The organism is Ruegeria sp. SATB027 (genome assembly GCF_059613825.1).
Map to the genome: position 1 here is coordinate 35,619 of NZ_JBXWTH010000041.1, position 18,330 is coordinate 53,948.

General features: G+C 57.3%; 18 protein-coding genes. 9 read left to right on the plus strand and 9 right to left on the minus strand.

The annotated features are described in order from the left end of the window. Positions 1-3: 3 nt before the first annotated feature. From AC2FPW_RS11935 to AC2FPW_RS11965, 7 genes are all read right to left on the minus strand, one after another. Positions 4-879, minus strand: coding sequence for an ATP-binding protein (locus tag AC2FPW_RS11935; RefSeq protein ID WP_496813869.1), 876 nt, complete (start codon positions 877-879; stop codon positions 4-6). Further along, the gene (locus AC2FPW_RS11940; RefSeq protein WP_496813870.1) at positions 876-1,364 is read right to left on the minus strand and encodes a hypothetical protein; all 489 of its coding nucleotides are present in this window, start codon (positions 1,362-1,364) and stop codon (positions 876-878) included. The genes AC2FPW_RS11935 and AC2FPW_RS11940 overlap by 4 nt, the downstream gene beginning before the upstream one ends. 44 nt (positions 1,365-1,408) lie before the next feature. Further along, positions 1,409-1,756, minus strand: a complete 348-nt coding sequence (locus AC2FPW_RS11945; protein ID WP_496813872.1) for a hypothetical protein — start codon at positions 1,754-1,756, stop codon at positions 1,409-1,411. A gap of 24 nt (positions 1,757-1,780) precedes the next feature. Then, complete coding sequence (locus AC2FPW_RS11950) at positions 1,781-2,041, minus strand: hypothetical protein (RefSeq protein WP_496813874.1); 261 nt, start codon at positions 2,039-2,041, stop codon at positions 1,781-1,783. Positions 2,042-2,125: 84 nt separating this feature from the next. Then, positions 2,126-2,848: an RNA polymerase sigma factor gene (locus AC2FPW_RS11955; RefSeq protein ID WP_496813875.1), complete on the minus strand. Its 723-nt coding sequence runs from the start codon at positions 2,846-2,848 to the stop codon at positions 2,126-2,128. A 100-nt stretch (positions 2,849-2,948) separates the two neighbouring features. Continuing rightward, on the minus strand, positions 2,949-3,194 hold the full coding sequence (locus tag AC2FPW_RS11960) for a hypothetical protein (RefSeq protein ID WP_496813877.1): 246 nt from the start codon (positions 3,192-3,194) through the stop codon (positions 2,949-2,951). Between the two features lie 108 nt (positions 3,195-3,302). Further along, positions 3,303-5,453 (minus strand): hypothetical protein, encoded by a 2,151-nt coding sequence (locus tag AC2FPW_RS11965; protein ID WP_496813878.1) that lies wholly within the window; start codon positions 5,451-5,453, stop codon positions 3,303-3,305. A gap of 438 nt (positions 5,454-5,891) precedes the next feature. Here AC2FPW_RS11965 and AC2FPW_RS11970 point away from each other — a divergent pair, with 438 nt between their 5' ends. The 9 genes from AC2FPW_RS11970 to AC2FPW_RS12010 all read left to right on the plus strand — a co-directional run bounded on the left by AC2FPW_RS11970 (position 5,892) and on the right by AC2FPW_RS12010 (position 14,559). Next, the gene (locus AC2FPW_RS11970; protein WP_460260764.1) at positions 5,892-6,344 is read left to right on the plus strand and encodes a DUF2924 domain-containing protein; all 453 of its coding nucleotides are present in this window, start codon (positions 5,892-5,894) and stop codon (positions 6,342-6,344) included. After that, positions 6,341-7,651: a recombinase family protein gene (locus AC2FPW_RS11975; protein WP_496813879.1), complete on the plus strand. Its 1,311-nt coding sequence runs from the start codon at positions 6,341-6,343 to the stop codon at positions 7,649-7,651. The genes AC2FPW_RS11970 and AC2FPW_RS11975 overlap by 4 nt, the downstream gene beginning before the upstream one ends. Next, positions 7,648-8,031 (plus strand): hypothetical protein, encoded by a 384-nt coding sequence (locus tag AC2FPW_RS11980; RefSeq protein ID WP_496813880.1) that lies wholly within the window; start codon positions 7,648-7,650, stop codon positions 8,029-8,031. The genes AC2FPW_RS11975 and AC2FPW_RS11980 overlap by 4 nt, the downstream gene beginning before the upstream one ends. A 264-nt stretch (positions 8,032-8,295) precedes the next feature. Further along, complete coding sequence (gene dcm / locus AC2FPW_RS11985) at positions 8,296-9,369, plus strand: DNA (cytosine-5-)-methyltransferase (protein ID WP_496813881.1); 1,074 nt, start codon at positions 8,296-8,298, stop codon at positions 9,367-9,369. Beyond that, positions 9,362-9,820, plus strand: a complete 459-nt coding sequence (locus tag AC2FPW_RS11990; RefSeq protein ID WP_496813883.1) for a very short patch repair endonuclease — start codon at positions 9,362-9,364, stop codon at positions 9,818-9,820. Before dcm ends, AC2FPW_RS11990 begins: the two co-directional genes overlap by 8 nt. A gap of 48 nt (positions 9,821-9,868) precedes the next feature. After that, a complete protein-coding gene (locus AC2FPW_RS11995; RefSeq protein ID WP_496813884.1) occupies positions 9,869-11,500 on the plus strand; it encodes an ATP-binding protein in 1,632 nt (543 codons plus the stop codon). Next, positions 11,500-12,327 carry an HNH endonuclease gene (locus AC2FPW_RS12000; RefSeq protein WP_222263816.1) on the plus strand — a complete coding sequence of 276 codons (828 nt, stop codon included), beginning with the start codon at positions 11,500-11,502 and terminating at the stop codon, positions 12,325-12,327. Before AC2FPW_RS11995 ends, AC2FPW_RS12000 begins: the two co-directional genes overlap by 1 nt. Beyond that, positions 12,320-14,131, plus strand: a complete 1,812-nt coding sequence (locus tag AC2FPW_RS12005; protein ID WP_496813886.1) for a DEAD/DEAH box helicase — start codon at positions 12,320-12,322, stop codon at positions 14,129-14,131. The genes AC2FPW_RS12000 and AC2FPW_RS12005 overlap by 8 nt, the downstream gene beginning before the upstream one ends. Continuing rightward, positions 14,128-14,559: an EcoRII N-terminal effector-binding domain-containing protein gene (locus tag AC2FPW_RS12010; RefSeq protein WP_496813888.1), complete on the plus strand. Its 432-nt coding sequence runs from the start codon at positions 14,128-14,130 to the stop codon at positions 14,557-14,559. The genes AC2FPW_RS12005 and AC2FPW_RS12010 overlap by 4 nt, the downstream gene beginning before the upstream one ends. Positions 14,560-14,575: 16 nt before the next feature. Here the strand turns inward: AC2FPW_RS12010 and AC2FPW_RS12015 are convergent, their stop codons facing one another. Together AC2FPW_RS12015 and AC2FPW_RS12020 are read right to left on the minus strand one after the other, a co-directional pair. Next, on the minus strand, positions 14,576-16,690 hold the full coding sequence (locus AC2FPW_RS12015; protein WP_496813889.1) for an AIPR family protein: 2,115 nt from the start codon (positions 16,688-16,690) through the stop codon (positions 14,576-14,578). A 1,036-nt stretch (positions 16,691-17,726) separates the two neighbouring features. Next, the coding region (locus tag AC2FPW_RS12020; protein WP_496813890.1) for a hypothetical protein at positions 17,727-18,330 on the minus strand (604 nt) is incomplete at its 5' end.

Below are 18,330 nucleotides of genomic sequence, written 5' to 3' on the forward strand. Positions count from 1 at the left end.
TGATCAAGATTGTGGTTGGGATTGTTCATCGGTCGCCGGATCGGCGGGTGGTGGCGCGTAGGTCAGCCGGTCGGGTGTCGGTATCGCGGGCGTCCGGATCTTTGCCATCAGGCGGCCGAGGTGGGGTTCTTCGACTTGGGCCAGGCGGCCGGAGCGGTCCTTGGCCGGAAAGCCCCAGGGGTTGATCGTCTGGCAGACGAAGGCGCGATACGGATCGCCGCCGTCGGCCTTCAGCTCAGCCATGGTGATCACCTCATCGACGATCCCCGGCAGCTCCAGGCCGGTCTTGGAGCCATCGATCTGCGGCTGGAATATCTTGCGATTGAAGTCGTCGAGCTTCTCGTCGAGAATCCCAACGAACCAGACGTTCTTCGCCCGTGTGTGCTGCAGATGGGTGAGCCAGCCGATCATTTCGCGGCCATGCAGCCCGTAGGCGCCACGCACATCCGGCTTGCCGGTCTTTTCAGACAGCGCTTCGGGCTGGCCCTTGCACCACCCGAAGCACAGCCGACCCGCTACCGTGATCGAGTCGACGAAGATGGTGTCGTAGCATTCGAGTTCTGCCGGATCGCCGAAGCGTTCGCAGACCGCCTTGTAATGGGCCGGGCTATAGGGCTGCTCATCCCGCAAAGCCGGGTTGGGCCCACCGATGAACACCGCGAAATCCCGGCATTCCGTCCATGTGCGCGGCCGGATGCTGTCACCGGACCAACCCTCGATAGCCAGATCGCCCGCTTCGAGATCCATGAACAAGGTGCGGTCGGGATCGAGGGTCCAGAGCAGCGACGTTTTCCCAATGCCGGATTTCCCGAAGATGCAGCCCTTGATGCCGCGCGGCTCGGCCAACCGCTGGTCGGCGCTTATGATGGGGAGGCTCACTGGTCAGCCCCCTGCGCGAGGATCTCGACCTTCAGCGTGCCGGGCCGGACGGTGCGTGCGGGCTCGAAGCCCTGCCGGATTGCTTCGGGCCAGGCGGCGTATTTACGCTCGGGCACCTTGAAGGAGAGATCGACATATTCGGCGGGGTCGTCGCCTGCATCGCGGATCCTTGCGACCATGTCGGCCAGTCGGTCCTGATCCCAATCCACCCGCTTCGGCAGATCAGTGACCACGGTGAAATCGCCGTCGTCGAACCGGACGGTGCCGGTGTCTTTGCCTGCGGCTTGGCGTTCCTCGGCGGCCCGGGTAGCATAGCGGACGGCCAGTCCGGCATCGAAGCGGGTCTTGGCGGCTTTATCGCGCTTCAGACGCTCGTCGATTTCGCGCTGGAGGATCGCCAGCAACTCGACCGGCAGCGCCGCAACCTCGGCGGCGCTGAGAGATGGCAGATCGTCAGGCGTGGGGGTGTTCTCGGGGAATGGCATGAAAGGGTCTCCGTGATCGATGAAAAGGGATTGAAATGCGGGCATCACGCGGCTTCCTGTTCGGCGAGCAGCAGCTCGGACAGTGAGACGGCAGCGGCTTTCGGTTTGGGCCGGGCCACGGCGATGTAGGCGAACTGGTCGGGCCCAACGCGCTCCTGCACGAGATGCACGAGACCAAGTTCAGCGGCCCAGAAGGCCCGCGATCCAAGCCTGCTCAATTCGGCCCGCGCCGCATCCGACAGCCCTGAAAACACAGGGAAGATGTCGAGCACCAGAAAGCCGCGATGGTATTCCAGCCGGTCGCCGGGAACGGCTTGCGCCACCCAGGCGCAGAACTCGATCTCGGAAAGCGGTCGGCTGGCGCGAACCGTAATAAAGGGTGTGGTTCCCATGAACATGATCTCCTCCTTTCGCCTCTACTCAGGCCGCCGCGACATCGTCCCAGCGGGGACCGAGACCGCTTCGGTGTCTTGGTTTGAGGCGTTGTGCTGCTCGTCCGGCTGACCCGTGTCGGCGTCGGCGTAGACCGCCACGAGAGGCGTCCCATCCTGGTGGGCACCGGCATTTTCGATGCGGTATGCACGCTGGTTCTTCAGGATTTCCGGCAGCTCCCAGCGGCGGTAGAGGCCGGGGATGCGCTTGAGGTCTGCGGACAGGAGGTCGGCTTTGCGGATCATGCTGGTCGACTTTCGGTTTGAGTGGGGCGCGCGGTGGCGTCTGAATGGGAAAAGCCACCGCGCCGCAGGGATCGGGACATCCGATCAGCGAAATTCTTGCAGGACGTCGCGCAAACGCCGGGTCGCTCGCTGATAGCGTTTGCGCGTCGCCGCCTCGGACAGCCCCATCTCGGATGCGACCTCGGCCTGGGAGAAACCGTCGATGGCCACACGGATCACCAGATCAGCATCCGTGCCGACGATGCGGACGAGATCGCCGTGGAGCAGTCCGGGACTGGCGTCAGCCGACAGCACTTCACCGTCGGTGGGGATTTCGTCGGGATCGGCATCACTGCGGAGGCTCTGGTGCCTGTCTTCGCGTTGACGCGTTCTGATCAGGTCGCGCTCTATGTTCCGCAGGATGGTTGCCGCGATCCAATTGACGCGCTGTAGATCCAGACAACGAATGGCCTCGGAAGCTCGTGCAAGGATTTCGGATGCAACCTCGTCACCGGTGCCGATCCTGCGCCAGATCGATCTGCGCCGAACGGCATCCAGCCCTGGCCAGAGCGCCAGCAGCATCAGCGTCAGGGCACAATCGGCGGTCTCGCCTCCAGACTGCGCAACCCCGACCAGTGCGACCAACAACCGGTTTCTCTCGTCCGGCGCACGGCCACCGACGTGCAACGTGTCCAGCAATGCGGCCGGATCACCGAAGCCCCCGAGCGATTCGCTGTTGCGCCGAATTGCATCGAAGTTGCGTTGAAAACCGAGAGTTGATGAAGAAAACATGAGGTGATCACGGATCTCGTGCCACGCGATAGACATTGGACGCCTGCCTTGCGGCCAGGCGTCCAGCGCCTTTTTGTGGCCAGGTCAGGACGTCGTGCGTCTCTGCGATTTCAGGGAATTGGGTGAGATGCCCGCCTCAGCGCGCGGGTAATTGCGCCTGGTTCAGCGTGCCGCAGCCGCGGCACGTGGCCTGAACCGGAAAGCCCACGAAATACTCGTGGCCCCGCGCGAAACGCAGGTGCATGCGGCCGTCCCGGCAGACGCCGAGCAGCTTGTCACAGCGCGTACAGCGCCATTCCGGGCTCAAAGGGTTGGGTTTTGATTTTGTGCCACCGGTCCAGCTCATCTGGGCTGGTTGGCGGGAAGTATCGGGAGTCGGCATGGAAGTGCTCCTCTGATGAGTGAGCCTTTCCAATAGACAGCGGTTTTTTAGACCGTCGCCCGCAATATTTTAGACCGTCGTCAGACCGGCCCGCCGAGATCGGCCAGCTCAGACGACAAGTCGCCAATATCCACGGGTCGAACCCTTGGCGATATAGACGTCAAGAATGCTCTCCCACATCGGTTTCTTGAACGCCTGCTGTGGGCTCTTGACGCCAGTATCCTCGATGAGGTCAGCGGTTTTGACATCTGGACTGCCGGCAAGATGCGCCGCTACCAGCTTTTCGAAGATCCGGATCTGATTTGCACCAAGAATGGCAAGCGGTGCTTTTCCAGGAATGCACAATGAAGCGGATTGGGTACCGGACTTGAGCACCGCGACTGAACTGCCCCCGGTGGCTATATTCCGCCCGGAGCTGAAGGTTTGCGCAAGCGCATCGCGCGACAGCACCAGATCTTTGCCCTCATCAGACAGATGCGTGAGCACCGGAATGACGACATTCGGCCCGAGGCAGGTGAGCGTATCGGTACTGGATGTCAGGACGATCCCGATCCCGGACGCATTCCGGGCCCTCAGGAGCTGATCCAGCTTGTTGATGACCAAGGGATCACCCAATCGCCGCGCGAAATAGACCGGTTTTCGATCTCCATCCGTCCCCATGTCACCCATCAGGACCAGATCTTGATCGAGGACCTGCGCTCCCTTGCTTGTCAGCAGTGGACGGATGAGCTTCAGCACAGTTTCTTGAAGCCATTCGCGATTGAGTTGATAGCGTTCCAGATCGGCCGCAGGATGTTCGCCCGCGTCTTCTCCGAACGGACCTGTCGCCGAGACCATTCCTGGCGTCGATGAGGGCTTGATCTCGACCTCACCGTTGATGTCGTCCTCGTCGATCAGCACCACATCCTGGCGATCGCGCCGCTCGAGCAGCCCGCCTTCAATCAGCCGATCAGGATCGAGCCCGATCTCACGCAAGTATCCTCCTGTGACCTCGTCTTCCTCGAGATCGTAGAGGTCTACCAGTTGCGTGAACATGGCACGCAAATCGCCGTTGTCGATTTGACGGAAGGCGCTCAGGATCCCCCATTCGTGCAGCAACGCAAATCCGAGGCTGCGTTCGTCGGGGTCCTTGTTGCTCTGCAGATTGCAGCTCTTGGCACCTGACACGGTGATATTGAGGGAGCGTTCCTTGGCGTCGCCTGCACGATTGTACTTCACTGCAATGCCAATGCGGCTGAAGCTGGCCGCCCGCCGGAAAATGTTGCCCCGACCGAGATATCTCGTCGCGATTTCCTGAATGTCATCATCAATGGCGACCTTGAGAGCCAGTTTCCGGCTCCAATGGCCCAGACGGATTTCCACTTCCAGCACCCGCGCCACCTGGATTTCCACACCTTCGATCTTCGGGATTGAAAGTGCCAGAGATGTGCGGAAACGGCTGAGGTTGTAGCGCTTCCAGGTCAGCGGCTTTTGAGAAATGTCGTGTTCCAGCGTAACCTCGGCGAAGGCATCGCCCACCTTCTGCCGAACGACCGGACTGTCGGCGCAAATTTCGATCTGCCTTTTTGACGGGGTGTAGATCAAGGTCGCTTCGTTTGGCGGTCGGAAATAGATCGTTCCTCGCCGCCCGTCGTCGCGATGGTCGTGAACGCTCGACAATGGGCCGCCGTGACGGACAATCAACATGATCGATGTCGGATGCGCTTCCGTAGAAGGCAGGTCGAGCGCCTTCACCGTACAGATTGTCTTGAGTTCGAGGACCTCCGTGATCTTCGACGCCAGCGCGGTTTCATCGATTGCGTTTGCGTCAAGGTTGATCGCCTTTTCCAATTCGACCTCGAACGCGTCGTACATCTTCCCGTGGTCGCGGAATTGGCGTGCGAAATGAAAACTCTCTGCATCCTCGAAAGTCTGGCGTGTGTTGAGAAACGCCCAGATGCTCCTGCAGAGCGGATCGGGCTGTGACTCGATTTCCTGCGCCTGCTCTTCCGTGAACTGCTTGTCGACAATTGTACTGAGGGATGAAATGCCCTTGCTGTCTGCAAGTGCACGGATCCTGCGACAGCGCTGCTCGGCTGGCCGCAATTCGTCCAGATCAAAATCTGACAAAATTCCAATGATTTCCTGCCGAAATTCGCTGACCGACTCTTCATCTGAAGGATTTGGAGTATCCTCGGGCAAATTGAACTCTGGCTCGTTCTCGCCTTCCCGAATAGCAAGCACCGCTCGTGCAAGGTCGATCCGCGCGTCCTCAATCAACGCAAGGATATTCGGGCCAATCGGATTTGCTTTTCGCGCCATGAACTCACCTCAATGCATGTTGTCTCTCAACTTGATTCAACCTCCGATAATCGTTGACGAAAGTCAGGTCCACAAGAGCAGATGTTCGCTACCTGTTCGCTTTCTCATCAGCGCTTAGCGAGAGCGCATGTCCCGCCCAGGCCTTCGCGGTGGCTTTTGATTGGTAACGACACCACCAATCACGGCAGCCCGAAACATGAAGCGACCTAACCCGTTTCCGCCCGACCAGATGACGCCCATCGAGCGCCGCGCCGAGCTATGCGGCCTGCTGGCTCTCGGGTTGGTTCGATTGCGGATGCGTGATCGGGCGGAAGTATCTGACGAAATTGGAGAAAGTAGCCTACACTATCCGGCCGACGAATGGCGTCATGCAACTCCAACTCAACGGAGAAATGCATGACCAAACAAGATCCCATTCCCGCCCGCCTAGCCGCACTCAAAACGACCTCGACGCCTGACCTGAAGGCTCAGTGGCGCGATCTGTTCGACAGCGAACCGCCGCCGTTCAACCGCCGCTACCTTGAGAGCCGACTGGCGTACCGCATCCAGGAACTGGCCTATGGCGGCTTGAAGCCGGAAACCGTGAAACGGCTGGAAACTCTCGGCGAGCAACTTGATGGCGGCGATCGCAAGAAGAGCCGCGTCCGCGCCGACCAATTGCCGATCGTGGGCACGCGGTTGATCCGCGAATGGCAGGGTGTCGAACACATTGTCACGGTCACCGCCGACGGTTTCGACTGGCAAGGGCGGCCCTACAAATCGCTGTCGGCCATTGCCCGCGCCATCACCGGCACACGTTGGAACGGCTGGGTGTTTTTCGGCCTGAAAAACCACCGGAGGCGCGCATGACCAAACCGATTGTCCGCAAGCTGCGCTGCGCCGCCTACACCCGGAAATCCTCCGAAGAAGGGCTGGAGCAGGAGTTCAACAGCCTTCATGCCCAACGCGAAGCCTGCGAGGCATACATCGCCAGCCAGCGCTCCGAGGGCTGGGTGCTGGTCCGCGATCAGTATGACGACGGCGGCATCTCGGGCGGCACGCTGGAACGCCCTGGATTGAAGCGCCTGCTGGAGGATATCGAGGACGGGCTGGTCGATGTGGTGGTGGTCTACAAGATCGACCGTCTCAGCCGCTCGCTGGCCGACTTCGCCAAGTTGGTCGAGGTGTTCGACCGGAACGGTGTGACCTTCGTCTCGGTGACGCAGTCGTTCAACACGACCACGTCGATGGGGCGGCTGACGCTGAACATCCTGCTCAGCTTCGCCCAGTTCGAACGCGAGGTGACCGCCGAGCGCATCCGCGACAAGGTCGCCGCCAGTCGGAAGAAGGGGATGTGGATGGGCGGAGTACCGCCCTACGGCTACCGCGTCGAGAACCGAAAACTGGTCGTCGACGACGCACATACCGAGAATGTCCGCTGGATCTTCGCCCGGTTTCTCGAGATCGGGTCGGGAACGGAACTGGCCCGAGAAGTCGCTAAACGCGGCATCCGCACCCCGCGCGGCAACCGGATCGACAAGAAATACCTGTACCGAATGCTGAATAACCGCGCCTATATCGGCGAGGCGGTCCACAAGGGCGACAGCTATCCCGGCGAACATGACGCGATCATCGACCGCGAGACATGGGACCGCGTGCACGCCATCCTGACCGAAAGCCCCCGCAAGCGCGCTGCCCGCACCCGCGCCGACACCCCTGCGCTTCTCAAAGGGTTGCTCTACGGCCCGGATGGTGCTGCGTTTTCGCCGACGCACACGCGCAAAGGCGGCAAGCTCTATCGGTACTATGTCAGCCAGACGATTTTGAAGCACGGTGCCGGATCGTGTCCAGTCGGACGGGTCCCCGCTGGCGAAATAGAAGCGGCAGTCATCGACCAGCTCCGCGCTGTGTTCCGTCAGCCCGAGATCGTGGCCGGGACATGGAAGGCGGCACGCGCCAATGCCGACGACATCACCGAAGCCGACGCCCGCGCCGCCTTGCAGCAGTTCGACCCGCTGTGGGAGGAAATCTTCCCCGCCGAGCAGGCCCGCATCGCGGCGCTGCTGGTCGAGCGCGTGGACATCGGGACGGAAGGCCTCGACGTCCGGCTGCGCGTCGACGGCCTCAATGGCCTTGCGCGCGAGATGCTTGCAGGCGGCATCGAGGCGGCGGCATGATCAGCAGGACGCCGATCCCCGACACAGTGACGCTGCACGTGCCATTCCGCGTCGTGAAGCGCGGTGGGCGAAAGGAGATGCAGCTGCCAGAGGGCGTCAAGCAACCGCGTCGAACGGACAATACGCTGGTGAAGGCTCTGGCCCGCGCGTTCCGATGGAAGCAGCTGCTCGAGTCGGGCGAGTTCACAACCATCGCTGAACTGGCCGAGCGCGAGGGGATCGCGCCATCCTACATGACCCGAGTTCTGCGCCTGACGCTGCTGGCTCCGGACGTCGTCGAGGCGATTCTGGATGGGGCGCAGGTGCCCGAATTGGCGTTGAGTCGGCTGCTCGAGCCATTTCCAGTGGACTGGCAACAACAGTCGGAACACTTGGGCTAGCAGCCCAATCTGACGGCCACGGTTGAGTTCGTGCCGCGCTGATTTATTTCAAGCGCAAGTGCAGCTGCATTTCAGCACGACTCCAACACAACCCGCCCGTTCACCGTCTTCCGCAAGGCAGTTGCCATGACAGCCCGACCTTCTAACCTATCGGTGGCGCACCGGACTCTTGGCTCACCTCAGATGTTCATGATTTATTCCGCGATTCTTGTTATTCCATCTAGATCGAAAGCTAGATATGGTGCCATAATAAGGGGTTCACACATGCATAAAACACCAAGAAGTTTCAGCTTCATCGATCTTTTCGCCGGTATCGGAGGTTTACGCGTTGGTTTTGAAGCGGCTGGTGGAACCTGTGTGTTCACCAGCGAGTGGAACCGCTTCTCGCAAGAAACCTACTCCGCGAATTTCGGCGACCACCATCCACTCACTGGCGACATCACGGAGATTCGGGAAGCAAATATCCCAGCTCACGATGTCCTGCTTGCTGGCTTCCCATGTCAGCCTTTCAGCATCGCTGGGGTGAGCAAGAAGAACTCACTGGGCCGTGCACACGGCTTTCTGGATGAGACCCAAGGCACGCTGTTTTTTGATGTGGTGAGAATCATCGCCCACCATCGCCCGCGCGCCTTCCTCCTCGAAAACGTCAAGAACCTCCTGTCCCACGACAAGGGCAACACCATGAGGGTCATCCTGCATGCGCTTGACGAACTCGGTTACGATGTCGATCACAAGGTGATCGACGCACGCTCTTGGGTGCCACAACACCGTGAGCGCATCTTCATCTCGGGTTTCCGGCGCGATGTTCCCACGCGTTTCTGCCTCGACGATGTGGTAATCCCTTCAGGACCGAACCCGCGGCTTTCGGACATCCTTCATCCCGAGGACGGGTCCGAGATCGCCGAGCCTCCCTATACAGAAGGTCAGCTAGCGCGGGTTGCCGACAAGTACACACTGTCTGACAAGCTTTGGGCCTACCTCCAGAATTACGCCGCGAAACATAAAGCAGCCGGTAACGGTTTCGGCTTCGGCCTATGCACTCCCGAGAGCGTCGCCCGGACACTCAGCGCAAGGTATTACAAGGACGGGTCAGAAATTCTGATCGCGCAACCAGGAAAGAACCCTCGGCGACTGACGCCACGCGAATGCGCCCGCCTCATGGGTTTCGACCGTCCCGGCTCCAACCGTCCATGGATCATCCCGGTTTCCGACGCACAGGCTTACCGTCAATTCGGCAATGCGGTTGCGGCGCCGGTCGCGATAGCGATCGCCGAAGCCATGGCCCCGTGGATTGAGAATACTGTCGCACTGAGGCCGCGGAGAAACCAGAGTGCCTGAGAAACGATCACCGATGTCCCGATCGGAAATGATGTCTGGGATTGGACCAAAAGATACAAAACCCGAGATGATTGTCCGCAAGGGATTGCATAGTCTCGGGTTCAGGTTCCGTCTCCACAGCGGCCATCTTGTAGGCAAGCCCGATCTCGTGTTGCCGAAATACCGGGCAGCAATTTTCGTTAACGGTTGCTTCTGGCACGCCCACAAAGGTTGTTCCTATTTCAGGTTGCCAAAAACTCGGACTGAATTCTGGCGGGAGAAGTTGGCAAAAAACGTCGAACGCGATCAGAAGACTGCACAGGCGCTCATCGCATCAGGGTGGCGAGTACTGACAGTTTGGGAATGTGCGACAAAGCGCTTTTCCCTGGAAGATCTCTTAAGCGAGATCGCCGGATGGTTGCGCGGACAAGAGATTTCTGGCGAGATACCAAATAGGCGAGAAATTGTTTGATTGATAAATCCGGATTGCCGGAACGACGCTAGAGAGAGGAAGAGCGGGATGGATGATCTGATAAATGAACCGGATGCCCCGCGCCTGATATTCGGGCTGCGCGACACTGGTTACAATGTAAAGACCGCCGCTGCCGACATTATTGACAATTCGATTGCTGCGAAAGCCGACCATATCAATGTCGAGATTGTCCTTCACGAAGACGGTAGAAAACTGGTCTATTTTGGCGACAACGGTATCGGGATGGATGAAGAAACCATCCATCGCGCTATGCGTTATGGCGCGCCTGTACGCGAAAACCCTGAAAGCCTGGGGAAATTCGGGCTCGGGCTCAAGACGGCTTCAAGTTCAGTCTGCCTGAAATTCACCATCGTTTCGCGGGCTGCCACGGAGCAGCCCCTGGCAAAACTTGCGTGGGATCTCGACCATGTGAAGGAGCGCGGCAGGTGGGAAATGCTGCGCGAGCCGGTATCGACCGACGAAGAAGAAATGTTCGAAGAGCTCTGCGGAGAAACGGGAACCCTCGTAATCTGGGAAAAGTGTGACCGGATCCTGTCCAAGGAATACGAAGCTGGGGGGACCAAGGAACAGGCTGCAATCAAGCGGCTGGCTGACACCCTCAGCAAACACCTCTCTCTAGTCTATCACCGCTTTACCGACAAATCCGATAAGCGCGAGCGGGATATAGAAATTTTCATTAACAGCAGTCCGGTCGTACCGTGGAATCCTTTCTACCCGAAAAGGTCCGAACAGGTTCTTCCAGAAAAAAAGCAGACGCTATTGGTTGAGATGCCGGATGGATCGGAAGAACGTGCCACGATCCGCGCTTGGATCCTTCCACACCGTCGCGACATGACGAAGGATGAGGAACGTGAATACGCGCGCATCTCGAACCGGGCTCAAGGCTTCTACGTATTCCGCGAGGGGCGGTTAATCCAAGATGGCGGCTGGATGGATGTCTTCGGCGCGCCCGAACCTCACACTTCCCTTTTGAGGATCGAGTTCGATTTCGGGCATGAGCTGGACGACGCTTTCAGAATCGATGTGAAGAAATCCCGCATTCTTTTCCACCCTGATCTCGAGGACGGGCTCCGAACGCTTCTCCAGCCGATATACCGCGAGGCAGGGAACCGCTATCGGCGGCAGAGCCGAGCGCAGGCCAATGCGAAAAACAAGGTGGATCACGGTAGTTCCAATAAGAACATCGCGGCGACGACGAATGCCGCGAAGGCACAGGTGACGTCGGTGGATCCAGAAGGCCAGTCTGCCGAGATATCCAACAACATGGGACCGAAGATCCGGATCAAGTCACCGATCCAGAACAATGTCAGCCCCGATTACGTGCATGTTGAAGCAGTTGAGTCGATCAATAGCGGGGAACTCTGGCAGCCAGCTTTCCGGAGCACCGGAAACGACGGGCATGTGCCCTCCGTTCTTTTGAATAAACACCACGACTTTTACCAGAAAATTTATCAGCGTGCCGCCGCAAACGGATATGCGGTAGAAGGAATGGACCTTTTGCTGTGGGCATTCGCAGCGGCCGAACAGAACAATACAAATGACGAACTAGAACCCATTTTCGAAGATATCCGCACCGAGATATCAAACAACCTCCGTAAACTTCTACGGAACCTACCGGATCCTGAACCAGGCGAACTGGCAGAAGATGATGACGACTGATGCTGGCAGCGAAGCAGGAACTCATCGTTCGTGAACTGGAGGAAGGCACGGGTGCTGTCATTGCGGTCGCCATAGACAATGGCGGGCTGCGGTCTGGCATGAAAATATGGTTCGATGACCTTGACCAGCAGCACGGTCCCGTTGCGGAAATTAGACCCCACGGACTCAAAGCACATCGCGTCAATCTGGCATTCGGAAATTTCTCCGGCGCCGTTATTCGCCAGATTCGTCAGGCATCGGCCGAGGATCGGCAGCTGGCCATGGCACTTGTCGCATCCATTGACCAAGCCGCGGGTCTTTCCATCGCGGCCCAGGCGCTCGATGATTGGACCGTCAACGATGGTTCCTTCCGTATGGCTGCAACGATACGGCACGACGTTCGACCCGACTCGGATGAAGCAGTTTCCCATACCTGCCGCGAAGTGATCGTGCCCATGATGGCGGCGATGGCCGAACTCATCGGGTACGACGTGGTCGAAGATGACGCGATCTGCGATGAGCCGGCGTTCGAAGGCGCGATAAAGCCTTCTCTCGTCAATCGCCGTGAGCGCAACCCTCGCAACCGGCTCCTCTGCATCCGCTTGCACGGTGAGACTTGCGCAGCTTGTGGTCTCGAACCACGTCGACGCTACGGCGACAATGCTGGCGGTATCATTGAAGTGCACCATCTGGAGCCATTGGCCAGTATCGCCAACCCCAGACCCTACGACCCGGCAACCGATCTCCTGCCTCTATGTCCATCTTGTCATCGGGCGGCCCATACCCGCCGACCTGTACCTTGGGAAGTCGAAGACATCAGGCGCATGTTGGAGGAACACGGTGGTTGACTACACGAAACTTCCCGAGTCGTTCGCCGAGCTGAAAGAAGCTCCGCCTGCCGGCCATTCTATCTCAGAGAGACTTCTCGAACCAATCGCCCGCCTCGAGCGTGAGGAGAACCGCATCGTCGCGCGTCTGGGTGGCATCAGGATGGTACGAGGAGAGCGGCATGAGTTCTTGGCTCCAACCAACCGTCATTGCTGGGTGGTTGACGGCACGATATTTCGGCCGCTCCCGCGTGATGCAGTGCAGGTGCTCCTGCAAAAAATTGGCGATGCTGACCCAACCGATATTCCATTCAGCACAGCAATCCGTCTCATGAGATCCGATGGTGATGGCATCGCTGCCACGCCATCGGAAACTATCATGAAGCCGGGCAAGGAAGCTGCGGAACTGAAAAGCGATACGATCCGTATCGCAGGCTTGGAAGCGGAGCTTTTTCCCTACCAGGCGAGAGGCGTCCAATGGATGTGGGACACGGTCTCCCGAACCGGCGGACTAATACTCGCCGACGAGATGGGCCTCGGCAAGACGCTCCAAATCATCGCGCTGCTCATGATCGATCCGCCCAACTCTCGGGCACCGGCACTGATTGTCTGCCCTACCAGCCTCATTGCTAACTGGGTCCGCGAGATCGCTCGGTTCGCACCGACCTTGGGGGTAGCGGTTCATAGAGGCGCGCACAGGACTGGGGTGGTTTCAGGGCTGCAAACGTCCCAAGTGCTGATCACAACCTATGATACCATGGTAAATGATATCGCCATTTTTTCGAGCCTCGAATGGTCTTGGGTGATTTGTGATGAGGCACAGGCAATCAAGAACCCGCACTCGAACCGCCGCCAGGCAATCGCAACCATCCCCCGAAAACGGGCCATTCCTATGACCGGGACACCCGTCGAGAATAGCTTGGTCGACCTTTGGTCCTTGACGGACTTCGCCATTCCCGGACTGTTGGGCAGTCTCTCGGAGTTCGAGGGCAGTTTCCCTGATAGTCTCGACTCAGGCCAACAGTTGAAGCGTCTCACCGATCCAATCATCCTGAAACGCCGGGTGGCGGATGTGGCGAGCGATCTGCCAGAAAGGATTGACGTGGATGTCCCGCTCGAACTCGACGACCGGCTGATCGACCACTATCGCGAGGTACGTGACGCCACTATGGAAAAATACCCTGTCGCGGGCGCCCTCGTTGCCACCCTCCAATTGCAACTCGTTTGTGCTCATCCGTGGTTGCGCAACGCGGGGGAGAACGAAGAAGATGCGGCCATTGTCACAGCCGCAGACATGCCGCTTGTAACACCCAAGATGGAGCGAGTAGTCACCCTTCTGCGAGAGGCCTTTGCCAATGGGCGAAAGGTTATTGTTTTCGCTCTTTTCAATCGGATCGGTGACCTGCTCAAGCAAGCGTGTTCCCACATGCCTGATACGCATTGGGGAGCTATTAACGGCTCAACCCCTCAGGAGGACAGGCAAACCATCATTGATGTATTCGCCGCCCATGAAGGGCCGGCCTGCTTGGTCCTCAACCCGAAAGCGGCGGGTGCGGGTTTGAACATTACCGCGGCAACTGTTGTGATCCATTTCACCCCAGTATGGAATCCTGCGCTTGAAGCCCAAGCAAGTGCACGAGCGCACCGAAGAGGGCAGACCGAACCGGTCACTGTCTATCGGCTTTTCTATTTGGACACTGTGGAGGAAGTAATGATTGATCGATCCGCTTGGAAAAACGACCTTGCGAACGAAACCGTGCCAGTCTCGACCCGTGACGCCGATGATCTCAAACGTGCCCTTGAATTAATGCCGGTGAAGTCATGAACATTGAGAAATACCGAAAGCGACTGAGTGCCAATGATGTCGGCACAACAGGTGGACACCAAGGCGGTGTCTTGATCCCCAAAGGCGAGAGCGAACTTCTTGCGATGCTGCCATCTCTTGACCCGGATGTGAAGAATCCTGACGCATGGATCGAGTGCGTCGATGACACTGGACACAGGTTGAAATTCCGTTTCGTCTACTACAATAACCGCCTTCACGATCCGGGCGGCACAAGGAATGAATACCGGATTACTCACATGACAAGCTGGTTTCGCGACGTCGGCGCTCGGGAAGGTGACGAGTTCGAAATCTCACGTGCTGGCGTCGGCAACCAATATGCGATCGGGATCAGACCGAAAGACGCTGAAGAGGTTGACACTGATCAAGGCATCCGCATCCGTTTGACGGGCTGGCGGCGGGTCCATTAAGGTTGATTGGCCGCCCCTAATGCTGTCGTGACAAGGAGGATATCCGGATCCTCGGAGATTCATCCTCATCCACGTAGCCTTCCTCTCGAGCCCGCTCCAGAAGGTCGAGTGCGATGACCGATTGTTTTTCCGACGGCAGCTTGGACGGGAACAGGCCGCAAGCCTTCAGAATGCCATCCTCCTTTGGACTGAATATCCTCTTGCCTCCGCCCCATTCCCTGAGCCGGGTCCAGAATTCACCTCCGGCCTCAATCACCGAAGTCTGGGCCTCGATGCCAGAAATTACAGCTTCTTCGCGACGGCCATCTCTCTGAACGGCGCGCGCCTGCTCTGGCTCAACGAGGCAATTCATAAACTCAGGCCCATAGTCGATTTCAGCCCGCTGCAAGGTCGCCCAACACGCCTGTTTCTTTCCCCATTCCGTTATATTGTTCACGCCCGCTTCGGGGTGGGTGATTACTTCCACTGCCGCTTCGGCCGCGATCAATAATGCGTCACCTAGATCCCGAGATACCGATTGGCGCCGCCATACGGCATCAAGATCAATAACATGATCCCTTTCATCTGCGTCCGAGACCAATTTGGAGATAGAATAAGTAACAATGTTCGCGCGATATCCGCCGGGATACCACGGCTGTTTCGGAATTGTCTTTTCGAGATACCGGAAGATTATCAGCTTTGAGACCAGGCGCCGATACCATGTCTCATCGAACTTCTTGTCACTCCGGTTCCATTCCGCCCCGATCATCTGAGCAAACTCGCCGAAGTTTTTCTGCGCGCCCTTGCTGACCGTATCAGGCCGCATGCGGAAACTCATCTCGACCTTCGCAAGGTCGGTTTTGACGAAGTATTGCGGTTTCGGGTTTTCGAGATCAAAACGCCGACGTTCAGCTTGGGATTTCTTGGCGCGTTCGACAAGGTACTGGCCCCTTGCGCGCTCGTAGAACCATTTTGTCTCGCGGTTTGTACCTTCGGCGGCCGGAGCCAAAACTCGTCTCGAGTATTCTTCCATCCTCATATGGAAAGGGTGGTTCGAGAAGAAATCCGCGGCACTGACCTTGTTCTGACTATTGGCGTATTTTGAGATGAACGGGACAACCTCTTCAGAAGCATCCGACGGAACAACTGTCAACTTCATCTGCACATGAACTTGTTCGAGCGTTTCGGGCGAGATTTTCCGAGCTGCGTGGAGAGAAGCTGTGGTTTGACCACCATTTACGACCTGCAGGTTTGTCGCGGACACGATCCTGAGACCGTCCGATGTCTTCTCTACCTCGACACTGTCGGCCGTTGCCGACAGCCCGTTGTTATAGCTAAAGAACATTGCCGGTTCATCCTTGATGGTGTCCCGAATACCCCGGTTCACCGCGCCGCGCGCCTGAAGGAAGCTCCGAACGTTCGACTCCAAAAGCCGCGCCCCCCATTTTTCATAGATTTCAGCCAATTGATGACCGCTGATCACAACAAGATAACTGTCGAGGTGTTCGCCGCTGCTCGACGCAGCCAGTGCCGGAATGCTTGCGCCGAAATCTTCCCTGAAATTGACGATGATCTTTTCCCGAGCGTGTCCCGACGTCTCATAACGATGGAAGCGTGTAAGATCCCAGATGTTGTAGGTGACTGGAATGCCATCAATCTTGCCCGCAAGAACCGCGTCTGTCCTGGCACTATAGGTCGCGTTGGTCATGAGAATGAGTTTGATCTTCGTTATGGATGACCACGCCGATGTAATAGTTGAGGCGGCACCTGCTTCAGCACTCCCCTCGATCAGGTCCGCCCGGAAGGCAGCCCGACGCGCGGCAGCGACAAAGTTGATTAGGTGGCCGAAGGCCTTCTTGGCATCGCTTGCATTGATCTTAACCGCCGCGTCTCCATCATGAAAATCGCTGACGATGACGCTAAGTATACCCTCGGACTCACGCGGATCTCCGCCAATCCCGTCGAGCCTTACGGTCTTGCCCTGACTGCTGGCGAGAAACGTAACCCGGTCAGCGGTCGCAATTTCACCTTCTGCTTCCAGGAGGGCAGCCATCCGTTCAAAAAATGCGTCAGCCTGCGAAATACCACTTGCTGATGCTTCTGCGGCGACTTCCTTAACCAATGAATTGTTGAATTCGACTAGTTCATCCAATTCGTCCTATCTCCCAATAAGCGTCGGAGTTCGGCGCGCCGTTCTTATTGCACACCGGAGGCAAGAAACCGTACGCAGATTCCTGCATTTCTACGAGAATATCGTCGGCCTCGAGATTGGGAAGGTCAAGCGTCGCATCCTACATTAACCAAGAAGTTGACCGCCTCAAGACATGCCGTTGGCATCCTAAATTTGCTTTGGTCCAGCTTATGGTTAGAGTTTCCCAGAGTGCAGTATGTTGTCCCCAAGTCTGAATGCAGGCGGCGGCTGGAGAAACTGAACAAAACGGCAGGTCGGACGCTGTTGTCCTCCCTCGTTTGCGGACCTTGAGCGACTTAGCCACCGCGTGAAATTCTGCCATTTTTGTGACATCGCCACAACAGGCGGATTTCGAACCGGGTCGCGTAAATGGCGATAGAGACCCAAGTCGAAGTGCCTAGTGCCCTTTGGTAAAAGAGTATCCATATCAGGAACTTACAACCCGAACACCAAAACGGTGCAGTCAACAGGTCCGGAGAATATCGGCCCTGAGAGACCGCTTCCGGCGCGCCCGAGGCAGAGGCTGGTGCTCAGCCCCACCTGCATAACCCTCGAAAACAACGGAAAAATCCGGCCGCAGCCGGATCGGGAGAACGCTTTCGCGAGGGCAAGTGGCGGAGACGAAGGGATTCGAACCCTCGAGACCCTTCCGGGCCTACTCCCTTAGCAGGGGAATTGGCCATCCTATTTTATTTATATATAACAGGTAGTTACGATGAAAGGCGCTACGTTTGTGTCAGTTTTGTGCCAATCTTGCACGGTGAAAGCTGCAACTTTGAATTTTAACGTGCAATTTAGCCTTATAAATTAGTTGTTTTTCCCAATATTAATAACCTGTTGCACACCCGGGCGCCAATGCACGTTAAAAAGGGTAACGCAAGGTTGAGTGGAGCTTTTTCGAGTATATCTAGTGGCTAGAACTGCCAGCCTAGTTAGGTGGGGATAGAGAATTTTTCAGAGTGAGGTTTGGGCGTCGTCAAAACTCATCGGCCAAAGTTCAAGCCGCCAATTGTCTTGAAATATACTTCATAGACATTACCCACATCTCAAAATTAGCATTGCCGGCGCGACTGCTTTGAAAAGCGAAATCAAGACTCGAGATTCTTCGACTGGTAACAAGCCAGCTACTACAATTCTTCAAACTCAAAGCCGATCTCTTTGACTTGTGGGAAAGGAAGTTTCGCAGAAGTCTCAAATCCTCTAAATTCCATGGCGTAACCCCCAATTGCAAGGCGATATTCGGGGCATTTGAAACTCTAAGCCGCTGAGCTGCATCAATCGCTTGGGCTGGGAGGTACCAGTCGGGCTCAAACTGTCGTCTTGGGTACAGGCTAACTAAGAGGTGACCGGCTTGTTCTCGAGACTTTGGTGCATTCGACAGATTACTAACTATCGGACCACTGGTGTCATGGTACTTCCCGGTGGCACTATCCAGAATGAAGTTCCTGACAAAGTTTTCCCATTCTATCTGCAGTTGAATTAAACACCTTTCCACTATCAAGATGTCTTCCTCTTTTGGTGCAGAACGGCTCTGTTGCACAAATCGGATTTTGAGCGCAGTTCCCCTTTCCCCGGACGGACTTATCCTACGGGCTCTGTGA

Bases quoted from the DNA above. Each gene is read 5' to 3' on its own strand.
- AC2FPW_RS11975 (WP_496813879.1), top strand. From the start codon at position 6,341: ATGACCAAACCGATTGTCCGCAAGCTGCGCTGCGCCGCCTACACCCGG.
- AC2FPW_RS12000 (WP_222263816.1), top strand. From the start codon at position 11,500: ATGCTGGCAGCGAAGCAGGAACTCATCGTTCGTGAACTGGAGGAAGGC.
- AC2FPW_RS12010 (WP_496813888.1), top strand. From the start codon at position 14,128: ATGAACATTGAGAAATACCGAAAGCGACTGAGTGCCAATGATGTCGGC.
- AC2FPW_RS11980 (WP_496813880.1), top strand. From the start codon at position 7,648: ATGATCAGCAGGACGCCGATCCCCGACACAGTGACGCTGCACGTGCCA.
- AC2FPW_RS11955 (WP_496813875.1), bottom strand. From the start codon at position 2,848: ATGTCTATCGCGTGGCACGAGATCCGTGATCACCTCATGTTTTCTTCA.
- AC2FPW_RS11945 (WP_496813872.1), bottom strand. From the start codon at position 1,756: ATGGGAACCACACCCTTTATTACGGTTCGCGCCAGCCGACCGCTTTCC.
- dcm (WP_496813881.1), top strand. From the start codon at position 8,296: ATGCATAAAACACCAAGAAGTTTCAGCTTCATCGATCTTTTCGCCGGT.
- AC2FPW_RS11940 (WP_496813870.1), bottom strand. From the start codon at position 1,364: ATGCCATTCCCCGAGAACACCCCCACGCCTGACGATCTGCCATCTCTC.
- AC2FPW_RS11950 (WP_496813874.1), bottom strand. From the start codon at position 2,041: ATGATCCGCAAAGCCGACCTCCTGTCCGCAGACCTCAAGCGCATCCCC.
- AC2FPW_RS11960 (WP_496813877.1), bottom strand. From the start codon at position 3,194: ATGCCGACTCCCGATACTTCCCGCCAACCAGCCCAGATGAGCTGGACC.
- AC2FPW_RS11970 (WP_460260764.1), top strand. From the start codon at position 5,892: ATGACCAAACAAGATCCCATTCCCGCCCGCCTAGCCGCACTCAAAACG.
- AC2FPW_RS11995 (WP_496813884.1), top strand. From the start codon at position 9,869: ATGGATGATCTGATAAATGAACCGGATGCCCCGCGCCTGATATTCGGG.